Origin of the sequence: Pseudomonas sp. BIGb0164, from assembly GCF_024810135.1 — a bacterium.
In the GTDB taxonomy this organism is placed as follows: Bacteria; Pseudomonadota; Gammaproteobacteria; order Pseudomonadales; family Pseudomonadaceae; genus Aquipseudomonas.
The window spans coordinates 79,557-94,505 of the sequence record NZ_JANUEA010000005.1; the positions used below are offsets into that span (position 1 = coordinate 79,557).

Genomic DNA, 14,949 nt, shown 5'->3' on the forward strand with positions numbered 1-14,949 from the left:
TCACTTAGCCACTGCTCCGTCATAAACGATCGTGATACTGACGCCTGTTTTTAGAGCGCCCGGTTATACCGAGCGGCTACTTGTCCGTCCGAAATCGGTCGGTTGTGTCCTGGATGGTTTGCCATCCCTCCTCACTTTCGGAGATTGATATGCGTCTTGCTTCCACTAAAACTGCGGCGCTCCTGTGCGGCGGCCTGCTACTGGCCCTGAGCATTCCGGCCAACGCCGCAGTCGACGCTAAATTGCTCGACATGCTCAAGGCCAACGGCCAGATCACCGCTTCGCAGTACACCGAGCTGCAAGCGGAATTGGCCAAAGACCAGAAAGAAAAGCAGATCGCACAGCAAGCTCAACAAGAGACCAACGAGCAGATCGCGGCCACCGCGAAAAAAACCAACGAGCTGAGCAGCTTCGACCAGAAGCTCGCTTGGGCTGCCAAGACTCAGTTCAAGGGTGACGTGCGTTTCCGTCAGGAAACCGTGAAGATCCAGGGCGAATCCAACAACGGCGGCCGCGACAAGGACCGTCAGCGCATCCGTGCCCGCCTGGGCGCGTACACCGAAATCAACTCCCAAGTTGATACCGGCATCCGTATCGCCACCGGCAGCAGCGACGACGCTCGCTCCACCAACCAGGACCAGGACAACTACTTCGACAAGAAGTCGATCTGGCTGGACCTCGGCTACATCGACTACCACCCTGACCAGATTAAGAACCTGCACGTGATTGGCGGCAAGATGCTGCAACCGTGGGTCAACATGGGCGACGTGATCTGGGATAGCGACATCAACCCTGAAGGTCTGGCACTGACCTACAAATACCCTCTGGGTAGCAGCGCCGAGCTGTTCGGCAGCATCGGTAACTACAACCTCAAGGACAACGTCGACGGCGACGGCGTGCAATTCCGTCACGACCTGCGCCTGACATCCGGCCAGTTGGGGACCCGCTTCTCGGTCACCGACAACCTGAAACTGACCCTGGGCGGCAGCGTCTACGCCTACCAGAACGACAAGGACAGCCGCTGCACCACCACCACGACGCCGTGTGCATTGGCCGTCAACGGCAACTCGGCGGACAACGAATTCCGTCTGTACGAAGGGTTTGCCCAAGCTGACATCGGTGGCCTGGCAGTGCCGCTGGCGTTCTACGGCCAGTACGTGAAGAACAACGACGCTGTGACCGACCAGGACACTGCCTGGTTGCTGGGTGCCAAGTCCAAGGTGTTCGGTTTCAACTTGGACTACAACTACCGCGACATTCAGCGTAACGCGGTCGTGGGTGCCTTCACCGATTCTGACTTCGCCAACGGCACCACCGGTTCCCGTGGCCACAAGTTCAAGGTCAGCTACGACATCGACAAGAACTTCGCCTTGGGCGCCACGTACTTCCTGACCAAGGCTGACTTCTCCAGCCGTACTCAGCGCGACGCCAACACCAACACCCTGCAGTTGGATGCTGAAGCCAAGTTCTGATTCAGCACGTAACACGCCTTGGGCCAGGACGGCCCGAGGCGCCTTTCACAGCCTCGCGTGAATGGGTCGGTCCCCATCATCCGTTCGACTCCGTCACGCGAGTCTGCCTTTACCCCCCGCCTTTACTGATCCTTCAGCCGCTCGGCCGCCAGGCGTTCAGCCAGCGCATCCACATCCTTGACCGGTTCCTCCGGCATGATCTTCAGCGTCGCCTGCATCAGGCGCATCTGGCGGATAAAACGCCGGCAGTTGGGGCAGAACATCAAGTGATGACGCACCAGCAGACGCTCGCGAAAGGTCAATTGCCCGTCGAGATAATCACTGGACCGCGCCACTTGTTCTTTACAGGTCAACATTCGCCCGTTTCCTCAAAATGCTCCACCGTGGCGAAGACTTTAAGCCGTGCTCGATGCAACAGCACACGGACATTGGAGAGCGAGAGCGTCAGAAGATTACAGATCTCTTCCAATTCCAGCCCCTGGCGTTCACGCAACACCAACACGCTGCTTTGCAATTCGGACAAACTCAGGATCGTATGTTCCAGGCATTTGCGCAGTTCATCCTCGGTCAACAGGGCCTCGGGCGTGTCCTGGTGCCAGGCATACGGGGCGACCGCCCAATGACCGTCGTCCGGCACGAAGCGGTCATCGCCGATGGTGCCGTGGGGTGACGGCAAGTCGTCGAGCAGCACTTCGCGGCGATTCTGTTTGTAGCGGCCCTTGGCAGAGTTGGCGGTGATGGTCAGCAGCCAGGTCTTGAGGCTGGAGCGCCCTTCGAACTTGGCCAGGTTGCGCACCACCGACAGCCAAGCGTCCTGCACCACTTCATCGGCATGGCGCTGGCCGACGATGGCGTAGGCCACTGCACGCATGGCGCTTTGGTAGGTGGTGACCAGCTCCTTGTAGGCGCGTTGCTCACCCTTGAGCAGCCGTTCAAGCAGGTGCGTGTCGTCCGCTGCTGCCATCGTTTACCTCAATCCTGCTGTGGAAATCCGATACCTGTGGGAGCTGGCTGGCCTGCGATAGCGGCGGTGAATTCACCCTCGTCATCGCAGGCCAGCCAACTCCCGCATTGGACCGTGACCGGCTGATGGATCAGCGTTTGCGCAGGATCACGCTGCCAATCGAATAACCCGCACCGAAGGAGCTCAGTACCGCGACGGAGCCCTTGGGCAGGTCGTCCTGGTAGGTGTGGAAGGCAATCACCGAACCGGCCGAGCTGGTATTGGCGTAAGTATCGAGAATCACCGGCGCTTCTTCCACTGTGGCTTCGCGGCCCAGCAGTTTCTTCACAATCAGGTGGTTCATGCTCAGGTTGGCCTGGTGCAGCCAGAAGCGTTTAACGTCGGCCACGTTCAGCTGGTTTTCTTCCAGGTGCACGCCGATCAGTTCGGCCACCATCGGGCAGACGTCGCGGAAGACTTTGCGGCCTTCCTGCACGAACAGCTTGTCGGGCGCGCCGATGCCCTCTTCCGCGGTGCGGTTGAGGAAGCCAAAGTTGTTGCGGATGTTATTGGAGAACTTGGTCAGCAGCTTGGTGCTCACCACGTCGAACTGGTGCTCGGAGGTCGCCAGGTCGGCACGCTCCAGGACCACGGCGGTGGCCGCGTCGCCAAAGATAAAGTGGCTGTCGCGGTCGCGGAAGTTCAGGTGGCCGGTGCAGACTTCCGGGTTGACCATCAGGATCGCACGGGCCTGGCCCAGCTGGATGCTGTTGGCGGCGTTCTGGATGCCGAAGGTGGCCGACGAGCACGCCACGTTCATGTCGAAGCCGAAGCCTTCGATGCCCAGGGCTTCCTGGACTTCAATGGCGATGGCCGGGTAGGCACGCTGCAGGTTGGAGCAGGCGACGATCACGCCGTCGATGTCGGCCGCGGTCTTGCCGGCACGTTGCAGGGCCTGTTCGGCAGCGCCGACGGCCATCTGGCAGAGCACCGACCACTCGTCGTTGCTGCGCTCGGGCAGGCGCGGGGCCATGCGCTGCGGGTCGAGAATGCCGTCCTTGTCCATCACGAAGCGGCTCTTGATACCCGATGCTTTTTCAATGAACGCCGCGCTGGATTCGGTCAGCGCCTGCACATCACCGCGCTCGATGGCGGCGGCGTTGTCGCTGTTGAACTGTTGCACGTAAGCATTGAAAGACTGCACCAGCTCTTCGTTGGAAATGCTGTTGGCCGGGGTGTACAGGCCGGTGCCGCTGATGACGACGTTATGCACGGTCGTTCCTCTAAATCTGTCAGGCAGAAGATATTGGTACCGTCGTACCAAACTTTAAGTCGTTCGATGCCGTCCAGCGGGCATCAAACTGGCAACGCTTTATTCCATCGCGCCGTGGCTGCGCACCAGCCTGTCACGACGATCCCGGCATTTATAGGCGCGAAGTTTGCCACAAACCTCAATATTTGGCGCTATCTGCGGACAAACACCGGTTTGCCTTGGCATGCATTCAATTGTGGGAGCGGGCTTGCTCGCGAAAGCTGAGTGTCAGTCAGTACATCTGTTGACTGACTCACCGTATTCGCGAGCAAGCCCGCTCCCACACAAACCCGTTCCCACAGGGAATTTGTGTTGTGTATCAGGCTTCGACCAGGCTCCATTGCTTGCTCAGGCGCTTGTCGGAAATCGGCACTTTGGTGCCCAACTGCTGGGCAAACAGCGACACCCGGTATTCCTCCAGCCACCAGCGGTACAGCTCCAGCTGGGGGTCGCGCTTGCCTTCCTGGGCATGCTTTTTCAGGCGGTTTTCGTACTGGGTCCATAGGCCGGCCAGCTCGCCGCTCCACACCCGGTCCTTTTGCACCTGGCTCGGCAGCTTCTCCAGGCGCAGTTCGATGGCCTTGAGAAAACGCGGCAACTCCTTGAACCATTGCGCCGGGGTTTCCCGCACAAAACCGGGATAGACCAGGTGGCTCAACTGCTGCTTGATATCGTTCAAGGCCACGGCCTGGGCCAGGTCGATCTTGCCCTTGAAGCGCTTCTGCAGGCCGTGCCAGAGTTTCAGCACGTCCAGGGTCAGGCGCGCCAGGCGCTCGGCGTGTTCGGTCCAACTGCCGCGCTTGCGCTCGGCCAAGGCCGCCAAACCGGCGCCATCACGTGGCAGGCTGGCTTCGCCTTCGAGCACGCAGGTGTCGAGGCTGGCCAGCAGAATGTCTTCCACCAGCGCATCAATGCGCCCCAGTTCGCGGTACATCAGGCCCAGCTCGGTCAGGCCCGGCAGCTTGCCGCGTAGGAACTTGGCCGGTTCGGCCAGTTGCTGCATCAGCAAACGCTGCAACGCACGGCGGTGCTGGAATTCGGCCTCGGCAGCCGTGGAGAAACGCCCTTCCTTGACCGTACCGTTTTCTTCCACCAATGCCGGGTACACCGTCATCGACAGGCCGGCGATCTTTTGCTGGGTCTTCTCGGCCACTGCCGCGAACACCTTGGCCTCCACCGGCTGCTGGCTCTTGGCGGTTTGCGGCACGGCCAACGCAGCCTGGCTGGCCTCGGCAAACCGCGCGGTCAGCTCGGCCAGGTCGCGGCCTTCGCCGAGGAACTTGCCCTGGCCGTCGACCACTTCCAAGTTCATCTTCAGATGGTTTTCCACCTGTTGCGCCGCTTCCGCCCAGGCTTCGTCGCTGACCCGAGCGCCAGTCATGCGCAATAACTCGCGACCCAGTGCCAGGGGCAGCGAGCCCTGGCCGAATTCGATGCGTTGCAGCGCGGCCTTGACGAAGTCCGGCACCGGCACGAAATTCTTGCGCAGCGCCTTGGGCAGGTTGCGCACCAGGGCGATGCACTTGGCTTCGATCACGCCCGGTACCAGCCATTCCAGGCGTTCTGGCGGCAAGGCTGGCAAGAGCGGCGCCGGCACGCGCAAGGTCACGCCATCGCGGGGGTGGTTGGGCTCAAAGTGGTAACTCAACGCCAGCTCCAGGTCACCCAGGTGCAGGGTGTCCGGGTAATGCAGGGCGGTGACTTCACTGGCCTCGCGGGCCAGCACGTCTTCTTCGCGCATGATCAACAACTGCGGGTTCTTCTGGCTGTTGACCTTGTACCAGCTGTCGAACGTGGCGGTCTGATGGATCTCGGCCGGCAGCCGCGCGTCGTAGAAGGCGTAGAGGGTTTCTTCGTCGGCCAGGATATCGCGGCGACGCGCCTTGGCTTCCAGCTCGTCCAGTTGCTCCAGCAGTTGCTGGTTGGCCGTCAGGCACTTGGCGCGGGACTGAATTTCACCCCGCACCAGGCCTTCACGGATAAACAACTCGCGGGACACCACCGGGTCGACCGGCCCGTAATGCACCGGCCGGCGCCCGACCACAATCAGCCCGAACAAGGTGATCTGTTCAAACGCCACGACCTGGCCGCGCTTCTTCTCCCAGTGGGGCTCGAAGTGGTTCTTCTTGATCAGGTGCCCGGCCAACGGTTCGATCCAGTCGGCATCGATCTTGGCCACCATGCGCGCATAGAGCTTGGTGGTTTCCACCAGTTCGGCGGTCATCAGCCATTGTGGGCGCTTCTTGCCGATGCCCGACGACGGGTGAATCCAGAAGCGCCGCTGACGCGCGCCCAGGTAGTCACCGTCTTCGGTTTTCTGGCCGATCTGGCTGAGCAGGCCGGAGAGCACGGCCTTGTGCAGTTTCGGGTAGTCGGCCGGGTCCTTGTTGATCGAGAGCTGCATATCACGGCAGATCAGGCTCAACTGACGATGGGAGTCACGCCACTCGCGCAGGCGCAGGTAATTGAGGAAATTCTTGCGGCACCAATTACGCAGCGGGCTGGCGGTCAATTCCTGGCGTTGCTCTTCAAAACCACGCCACAAATTGACCAGGCCGGCGAAGTCCGAGTCGGCGTCCTTCCACTGCGCGTGGGCCTGGTCGGCGGCCTGTTGACGCTCCGGTGGGCGCTCGCGCGGGTCCTGGATCGACATGGCACTGGCCACGATCAACACTTCCTGCAAGCTGCCGAGCTTGGCCGCTTCGAGCAGCATGCGGCCCATGCGCGGGTCCACCGGCAGGCGCGCCAGTTGGCGGCCCAGTGGCGTGAGCTGGCTGTTGCGGTCCACCGCCGAGAGTTCTTGCAGCAGGTTGAAACCGTCGCTGATGGCCTTGCCATCCGGTGGCTCGATAAACGGGAAGTCGGTGATCTCGCCCAGGCGCAGGTGCAGCATCTGCAGGATCACGGCGGCGAGGTTGGTGCGCAGGATCTCGGGGTCGGTAAATTCCGGGCGCCCGATAAAATCTTCTTCGCTGTACAGGCGCACGCAAATGCCCGGCTCAACCCGGCCGCAACGGCCTTTACGTTGGTTGGCACTGGCCTGGGAAATCGCCTCGATCGGCAGGCGCTGCACCTTGGCGCGGTAGCTGTAGCGGCTGATGCGCGCGGTGCCGCTGTCGATCACATACCGAATGCCCGGCACCGTCAGCGATGTTTCCGCAACGTTGGTGGCCAGCACCACGCGGCGGCCCGGGTGGGATTGGAAGATGCGCTGCTGTTCGGCCGGCGACAGGCGCGCGTACAGCGGCAAAATTTCGGTGTGCTTGAGTTGGGCCTTGCGCAGCATGTCGGCGGCGTCGCGGATTTCGCGCTCGCCCGGCAAAAACACCAGCACGTCACCCGGGCTGCGCCGCTCACTGCGCTCATAGGCGGCGATTTCATCGAGGGTGGCGAGGATCGCCTGGTCGACGGTGAGGTCGTCCTCGACGCGGTTGCCCTCCTCGTCCTGTTCCAGGGTCAGCGGGCGATACCAGGTGTCGACCGGGAAGGTACGGCCCGACACTTCGACAATCGGTGCGTCGTCAAAATGCTTGGAGAAGCGCTCCAGGTCGATGGTCGCCGAGGTGATGATGACTTTGAGGTCCGGGCGACGCGGCAACAGGGTCTTCAGGTAGCCCAGCAGGAAGTCGATGTTCAGGCTGCGTTCATGGGCTTCGTCGACGATGATCGTGTCGTAGCGTTCCAGGTAACGGTCGTTCTGGGTTTCCGCCAACAGGATGCCGTCGGTCATCAGCTTGATCAGGGTGTTGGAATCGCTCTGGTCTTCGAAGCGCACCTGGTAGCCGACCAGCGCGCCCAGCGGTGTGCCCAGCTCTTCGGCGACCCGGCTGGCCACGCTGCGCGCCGCGATCCGGCGCGGCTGGGTGTGGCCGATCAGGCCGAACTGGCCACGGCCGATTTCCAGGCAGATCTTCGGCAACTGGGTGGTTTTGCCCGAGCCGGTTTCACCGGCAATGATCAGCACCTGATGCTTGTTCAGGGCCTCTTTGATTTCATCACGCTTGGCGGCAATCGGCAGGCTGTCGTCGTAACGGATCACCGGCAGGCTGGCACGCCGCGCCGTGACCTGAGCGCAGGAGGCCTGCATGCGCGCGACCCATTGCGCCAACTTGTCCTCGTCGGGCTTCTTGCGCAGCTCAAGCAATTGCCGCCGCAAGCGGTGGCGGTCGGCGAGCATGGCGTGATCGAGGGTTTTGAGCAGTTGGTCGATAGTGGGCGCTTGGTCAGTCATCAGCTACTTGGCGGTCATCTGTATAGGCACGGCCGCCAAGTGTGGCAGAAAAGCGCCTCGTCTGGCAGGCGGCTGAGCGGCATCAAGGATAAACCGACTCAAATGTGGGAGCGGGCCCGCTCCCACACCAGCCTGTGCCCACAGAAGGGTAGGTATTACAGAGGGTCTTTGCGCCGGTAAGGAAACACATCAATGACCTTGCCGGCGCGGATCGCCTCCTGCAGCCCCTTCCAGTAGTCGGCGTTGTACAACTCGCCGTGCAGCTCATCGAACAGCTGGCGCTGGCTGGCGTCGGCAAACAGGAACGGCGGGAATTCTTCGGGGAACACATCCAGCGGGCCGATGGAATACCAGGGCTCGGAGGCCATTTCGTCCTCAGGGGTGCGCGGCGCGGGGATATGGCGGAAGTTGGCCTCGGTGAGAAAGCAGATTTCGTCGTAGTCGTAGAACACCACGCGACCGTGGCGGGTGACGCCGAAGTTTTTCAGCAGCATGTCGCCAGGGAAGATATTCGCCGCCGCCAATTGCTTGATGGCCAGGCCGTAATCTTCCAGGGCTTCGCGCACCTGGGCGGGGTTGGCGTTGTCGAGGTAGAGGTTGAGTGGGGTCATGCGCCGTTCGGTCCAGCAGTGGCGGATCAGCACCGTATCGCCTTCTACTTCGACGGTGCCGGCCGCGACTTCCAGCAACTCGGCCAGGCAGTCGGGTTCGAACTTGCTCAGGGGAAAACGGAAATCGGCGAACTCCTGGGTATCAGCCATGCGCCCGACCCGGTCGACACTTTTAACCAGCCGATACTTCTCGATCACCGTGGCACGGTTGACGTTTTTCGACGGCGAAAAACGGTCCTTGATGATCTTGAACACCGTGTTGAAGCCCGGCAGGGTAAACACGCTCATGACCATGCCACGCACGCCCGGGGCCATGATGAAGCGATCATCGGTGGTGGCCAGGTGGTTGATCAGCGCGCGGTAGAACTCCGACTTGCCGTGTTTGTAGAAGCCGATGGAGGTGTACAGCTCGGCGATGTGCTTGCCCGGCAGGATGCGCTTGAGAAAGCCGATGAATTCCGCCGGCACCGGCACGTCGACCATGAAGTAGGAACGGGTGAACGAGAAGATAATCGACACGTCGGCTTCGTCGGTGATCAGGGCATCGATCTGGATACCGTGCCCTTCGCGGTGCAGCAACGGGATCGCCAGCGGCCACTGTTCGTCGCGGGTATAGAGGCGGCCCACCAGGTAGGCGCCTTTGTTGCGGTAGAGCACCGAAGAGAACAGCTCGACGTTGAGATCCGGGTCCTTGCACACCCAGTCCGGCAGATTTTCCCGCAGCTGGGCTTCGAGGCGGCGCAAGTCAGCCGGCAGGTCGGCGTAGGGTTCGCTGAAGCGGTAGTCGGCAAACACCTGCGCCAGCATCTGGGCAATCTTGCCATTTGGCGTGTAGGTGCGGGTTTGCGCCGCCCGCGCCCGGCGCAGGCTGGGCCGGGTGGTGTGGATGAACATGCAGCCGTCGCTGATCAGGTCGTGGCTGAACAGGCCGCAGAAGATCGAGTTGTACCAGGTCTCGGACAATTCATCGTCAAAGCGCAAGTCGATCAGGCCGATGTAGGCGCTTTTGACCAGGGGCCAGGCATCCACCTCCAACAGCACCGCGTCATCGAAGCTGGCTCGCAGGCGCGCCGTGACTTCACCGACCTTTTCTTCATACAGGTTGATCCGCGCCGCCGACGCCGCCTGCCCTTGCTGCCACTGAGCCTTCTCGAACCGCTCGCGGGCACCGTCGGTGATCTGGCGAAAATGCTCACGGTAGTCGTCGAAGCCATCGAGGATCATCCGGGCGATGGCGGGAGCAGATTGCGACATGCGGGAAACCTCTGGCGGGCATCTGGAAGCCTTGAGCTTAGCCAGTGAATAGAAGCAGGAGAAGGAGGATTTTTCGCGGCAGGTTGTACAGGTTTGCGCACTTCGTACATTTATTTTCAATTTTCACAATTCGACCACTCGGTCAGAAAACGCACCAAAAAGTCGCACGAATCGCTACCCGCCTTCGCCTGTACGCCTGGAATGACGTGGCTTGGCGCTTTTGCGCAATAAAACCTGCCATGTCACTGAGGTTAACCGTTTGTAACCATCTTGATACAGCGTAAGGGAAACCCTGATTACCACCTTAGTGGCACTTTGATATATAGCGCGCCCTCTCCCACCCTAACAAGGTCTGAAGACCGATCCGGGAACAGGTTCTAATCGCCCAAGGAGCATTGAGATGTCATTGAGGAACATGAGGATCGGATTGCGTGCCAGTCTGAGTTTTGGGGTTTTGGCCAGCATGCTGGTGATTGTCGGCCTGTTTGGTTTGGGGCAGATGGCCAAGCTGCGCGAAAGTGCGCTGGTCATCGAGGATTCGTGGATGCCGAGCATCGAGAGCATCCACGACGCCGCCGCCTGTATCGCCAGCATCCGCCTGGAGGCCTTGCGCCTGGCGACCACCGACGAGTCCCGGGTACGCGATAACAGCAAAAGCCTGATCACTCGCCAGCGCAGCGAACTGCAAACCCTGCTCGATCACCATCAAGACCTGCTCAGCGGCGATGAAGAACGCGAGATGCTTACGCAACTCAAGGCCAACGTGAACACCTATTTGACCATCGTCGGGCAGATGGTCGCCCTGGTCGACAAGGACCAGCAGCAGGACGCCATCGACTTGCTCACCAGCCGCCTGGCGCCCCAGGGCACGGTCCTCAATAAAAGCCTGGAGGACATGATCACCTTCAACCAGAAAGGCGTGGAAGACGCCGCTGGCCTGGCCGCGCAGATGTACACCAACGCCCAGTGGGTAGTCGGTTTGATCATTGTGTGCGCCCTGATTGCCACCCTTTTACTGGCCTGGCTGCTGACCCGCAGCATCACTGCGCCCATCGGCCAAGCCTTGGCCGTGGCCCGCACCATCGCCGGGGGCGACTTGAGCCAGCCGATCGTAGTGCACGGGCAGGACGAACCGGCGCAATTGCTGACCGCACTCTCCACCATGCAGGTGCAACTGCAAACCACCATCCGTGGCATCAGCGAGTCGGCGCAGCAGCTGGCCTCTGCCGCCGAAGAGATGAGTTCGGTGATGGAACAGAGCACCCGCGGCCTGCAGGCGCAGAACGATGAAATCGAACAAGCCGCCACGGCCGTGAACGAGATGAGTGCGGCGGTGGACGAGGTGGCAGGCAATGCGGTGTCCAGCGCCGAGGCGTCCAAGGCCTCCGATGAAGACAGCAAGCACGGCCACTACCAAATCAGCGAAACCATCAGTTCGATCCAGAACCTGGTGGACGAAGTGCTCGGTGCTTCAACCAAGGCCGAAGGCCTGGCCGTGCAGGCCCAGGACATCAGCAAGGTGCTGGAAGTGATCCGTGGCATCGCCGGGCAAACCAACCTGCTGGCATTGAACGCAGCGATTGAAGCCGCCCGCGCCGGTGAAGCCGGGCGCGGTTTTGCGGTGGTCGCCGATGAGGTGCGTTCCCTGGCACAACGCACCCAGGACTCCACCGAAGAAATCGAGCAGATGATCACCGGTATCCAGCAAGGCACCCAAGGCACCGTCGAGGCGCTCAACAGCAGCGCCGAACACGCCGGCCAGACTCTGCAGCGGGCCAACAGCGCCGGCAGCGCCCTGGAAAAAATCACCGCCGCCATCTCGCAGATCAGCCAGCGCAACCTGGTGATCGCCAGTGCCGCCGAGCAGCAGGCGCTGGTCGCCCGCGAAGTGGACCGCAGCCTGGTGAACATCCGCGATCTGTCCACCCAAACGGCTGCCGGCGCCACGCAGACCTCGGCCGCCAGCCAGGAACTGTCGCGCCTGGCGGTCGACCTGAATGGGCTGGTCACACGGTTTGTCCTGTAATCCGTCAAGGCGTCGTGCAACACTCGCCGCCTGATGGATGTAGGAGTATTTCGTGAGACCTGTCGACACCCTGTACCTGCTGGGGCTGGCTGCTATCTGGGGCGCCAGCTTCCTGTTCATGCGCATCATTGCGCCCGAGATCGGCACCGTGCCGACGGCGTTTTTTCGCGTGTCGATTGCCGCCGCCGGTTTGCTGGTGATCCTGGCGGCGATGCGGGTGAACTGGGATTTCCAGGGCAAGTTCAAGACAGTGTTGCTGCTGGGGGTGATCAACTCCGGAATTCCCGCGACCATGTACTCGGTGGCAGCCCAGGTGCTGCCAGCGGGTTACTCGGCGATCTTCAACGCCACCACGCCGTTGATGGGTGTGTTGATCGGCGGGCTGTTCTTCAGCGAGCGCCTCACCCCGTCAAAGATCGCCGGGGTGACCCTGGGCCTGTTTGGCGTAGGCGTGCTGACCCGCGCCGGACCGGTGGCGTTTGACCTGCAATTGTTGATGGGCGCGCTGGCCTGCCTGCTGGCGACCACGTGCTACGGTTTTGCCGGGTTCCTGGCGCGGCGCTGGCTGGATCAGCGCGGAGGCCTGGACAGTCGCCTGTCAGCGTTGGGCAGCATGCTCGGCGCGACGTTGTTCCTGCTGCCGTTCTTTGCCTACAGCGCCATCCAACAGCCGCCCGCCAGCTGGGGTGGGTGGCAGGTGTGGTTGTCGTTGCTGGGGCTTGGGCTGGTGTGCACGGCGTTTGCCTACATTCTTTACTTCCGACTGCTGTCGTCCATCGGGCCGGTGAAGTCGATGACAGTGACCTTCATGATTCCGCCGTTTGGCGTGTTGTGGGGGGCGTTGTTGCTGGATGAGCCGTTGTCGATGGCGCATCTGTATGGCGGGGTGTTAATTGCGGGGGCGCTTTGGCTGGTGCTACGCCCCAAAAAAATCTTGTAGGAGCCCGGCTTGTCGAATCGTCGCACCGCGGCGATAGCGATCTAAATGACGCCATCGCCGGCACGCCGGGCTCCTACAGTGGAGGGTGGTGTCAGTTTTTACGGAAGACGAACACCAGGCCGATGATGATCAACCCCATCCCCAGCAGGCTCAACATCGCCAGCTTGTTGCCGAAGATCAGGTAGTCCATCACCGCCGTCACGGCCGGCACCAGGTAGAACAGGCTGGTGACATTCACCAGGTTGCCCCGGGCGATCAGGCGGTACAGCAACAGCGTTGCCAGCAAAGACACCACCAACCCCATCCACAGCACCGGCACGAAAAAGCCCGTGCTTTGCTCAAAGTGGAAGGGTTGGAACGGCACGAATACCGCGCACAACAGCAATCCAGCCAGGTATTGCACCGGCAGTGTGCCCAAGGGGTTATCGGTGATGCGCTTTTGCATGATCGAACCAAAGGTCATGCTGGCCAATGCCAGCAGCCCGAACAGCATCCCCGCCAAGGACATCCCCGACATGCCGATGCCTTGGTAGACCACCATGATCAACCCCGCCAGGCCCAGCCCCAGGCCGAACATCCGGCGCCAGGAACGTTGGCGCTCCATCAGCACCACGGTGAGGATCGGTTGCACGCCCATGATGGTTGCCATCACCCCAGGCGTGACTTTGAGGTCGAGGGCCAGCAGGTAAAAAATCTGATAAGCCCCCAGCAGCACCAGCCCGGTCGCCGCCGCATACAGCAGGGGTTTACCGGGGCGCGGCCACTTCAACTTGAGAGCCGGCACCAGGATCACCAGGCCCGCGAGGGCGATGGCAAAGCGCATCAGCAGGAACGCAAAGGGTGACGCATGGGCCAACCCCCACTTGGAGAAAATCGCCCCGCTGCTCCACAGCAGGACAAACAGGCTCGTCGAGGCCGCCGCGGCCACGGATTGTTTCGAAAGAACAGACATGGTTACCACCTGTCATCAGGCAAAAAAAGCCGATTCAGCAGACGCTGAAATGCATTAGGTTTTTTTCAGGCGGGCAGACGGGAGCAGCGAAGCTGATCAGCCCGAAATGCCAACACCCGGCGGTGATACGACTGCGTACACCGACGTGCTGCTGACAGGAGGCGGGTAATGACTGATCTGCGCAGGCTGCTTTTCCCCGCACGGCACGACCACAGCGTTGACCGCTGAATCGACTACCGCTATGCGCTGGGAAGCTGGCATGTGCTGATCTTTTGAAGGGATGAAGACGCCGCGACTATAACCAGCCGCAAACATATTTTGCAATAACTCCTCCGGGTCTTTTTGCGTGGAGGAGTTTTCATGCGGCGGCAAAACACCGGTCGCTATAATGCCGCCGGGTTTTTCCAAGGATTTCACATGATCGCTCTGCCCTGGCTGTACCTGGTGCTTCTCTCCATTGGCTACTCAGTGGCCTTGATCTACGGGCAATTGGGCCTGCTCGCGGCCGTCTCGGTCGGCCTGTTGCTGATCGCCGGCTACGCGGTGCGCCAGCAACGCACGCCGTGGGCGCGCTACCTTGGCCATGGCCTGTTCATCGTCCTGGCCTTGGGCCTGGCGATGCACTGGCTGCCGGGTTTCTATAACGGGCGCGGCATCGACCCGCAACGATTTACCCCGGACGCCGTACCGTTCTCGATGTACCTGAACCAGGACAAGCCGCTGATCGGATTCTGGCTGCTGCTGGCCTGCCCGTGGATCGTGGCACGGCGCACGTTGCGCCTGTCCATTTGCGTGGCAGCACTGGCGTTGGCCCTGACGGCGGTTGCGGCGCTGGGTGGGGCGGCATTGCTGGGGATTGTCAGCTGGGCGCCGAAATGGCCGGAACAGGCCTGGCTATGGGTACTGAACAACCTGTTGCTGGTGACCTTGGTAGAAGAAGCGCTGTTTCGCGGCTACGTCCAAGGGGGCTTGAGCCAACGCTTCAAGCACCTGCCCTACGGGGAGAACCTCGCACTCTTGCTCGCCTCATTGCTGTTCGGCCTGGTGCACCTGGGCGCGGGCTGGCATTGGGTACTGCTGGCGAGTATCGCCGGAGTCGGCTATGGCCTGGCTTATCGGTTTGGCGGATTGGGGGCGGCGATCGCCACACACTTCGGTTTGAATCTGCTTCACTTCGGGTTGTTCACGTACCCGATGCTGAGTTGATG

General features: G+C 61.3%; 11 protein-coding genes. 4 read left to right on the top strand and 7 right to left on the bottom strand.

Annotated features, from left to right (window positions below; translation table 11 throughout):
* Window positions 1-149 precede the first annotated feature (149 nt).
* Window positions 150-1,472 (top strand): putative porin, encoded by a 1,323-nt coding sequence (locus M2394_RS14650; RefSeq protein ID WP_178925561.1) that lies wholly within the window; start codon window positions 150-152, stop codon window positions 1,470-1,472.
* Between the two features lie 122 nt (window positions 1,473-1,594).
* Here the strand turns inward: M2394_RS14650 and M2394_RS14655 are convergent, their stop codons facing one another.
* From M2394_RS14655 to aceK, 5 genes are all read right to left on the bottom strand, one after another.
* Entirely contained in the window at window positions 1,595-1,828 is a 234-nt protein-coding gene (locus M2394_RS14655; protein WP_178925562.1) for an anti-sigma factor, read from the bottom strand.
* Entirely contained in the window at window positions 1,822-2,436 is a 615-nt protein-coding gene (locus M2394_RS14660) for an RNA polymerase sigma factor (protein ID WP_176996277.1), read from the bottom strand. Before M2394_RS14660 ends, M2394_RS14655 begins: the two co-directional genes overlap by 7 nt.
* A gap of 130 nt (window positions 2,437-2,566) precedes the next feature.
* Window positions 2,567-3,688, bottom strand: a complete 1,122-nt coding sequence (locus tag M2394_RS14665) for a beta-ketoacyl-ACP synthase III (RefSeq protein WP_178925563.1) — start codon at window positions 3,686-3,688, stop codon at window positions 2,567-2,569.
* A gap of 358 nt (window positions 3,689-4,046) precedes the next feature.
* Entirely contained in the window at window positions 4,047-7,958 is a 3,912-nt protein-coding gene (gene hrpA, locus M2394_RS14670; RefSeq protein WP_259172956.1) for an ATP-dependent RNA helicase HrpA, read from the bottom strand.
* A 155-nt stretch (window positions 7,959-8,113) separates the two neighbouring features.
* Window positions 8,114-9,823, bottom strand: coding sequence for a bifunctional isocitrate dehydrogenase kinase/phosphatase (aceK, locus tag M2394_RS14675; RefSeq protein ID WP_259172957.1), 1,710 nt, complete (start codon window positions 9,821-9,823; stop codon window positions 8,114-8,116).
* Between the two features lie 463 nt (window positions 9,824-10,286).
* Here aceK and M2394_RS14680 point away from each other — a divergent pair, with 463 nt between their 5' ends.
* Both M2394_RS14680 and M2394_RS14685 read left to right on the top strand, forming a co-directional pair.
* The gene (locus tag M2394_RS14680; protein ID WP_372339951.1) at window positions 10,287-11,849 is read left to right on the top strand and encodes a methyl-accepting chemotaxis protein; all 1,563 of its coding nucleotides are present in this window, start codon (window positions 10,287-10,289) and stop codon (window positions 11,847-11,849) included.
* A gap of 52 nt (window positions 11,850-11,901) precedes the next feature.
* Window positions 11,902-12,789, top strand: a complete 888-nt coding sequence (locus M2394_RS14685; RefSeq protein WP_178925567.1) for a DMT family transporter — start codon at window positions 11,902-11,904, stop codon at window positions 12,787-12,789.
* 91 nt (window positions 12,790-12,880) lie between these two features.
* On the opposite strand, the gene M2394_RS14690 is transcribed toward M2394_RS14685, so the two are convergent.
* A complete protein-coding gene (locus M2394_RS14690; protein ID WP_259172958.1) occupies window positions 12,881-13,741 on the bottom strand; it encodes a DMT family transporter in 861 nt (286 codons plus the stop codon).
* A gap of 96 nt (window positions 13,742-13,837) precedes the next feature.
* On the bottom strand, window positions 13,838-14,158 hold the full coding sequence (locus tag M2394_RS14695) for a hypothetical protein (protein WP_259172960.1): 321 nt from the start codon (window positions 14,156-14,158) through the stop codon (window positions 13,838-13,840).
* Here M2394_RS14695 and M2394_RS14700 point away from each other — a divergent pair, their 5' ends adjacent.
* A complete protein-coding gene (locus tag M2394_RS14700) occupies window positions 14,159-14,947 on the top strand; it encodes a CPBP family intramembrane glutamic endopeptidase (protein ID WP_178925570.1) in 789 nt (262 codons plus the stop codon).
* Window positions 14,948-14,949: the final 2 nt, after the last annotated feature.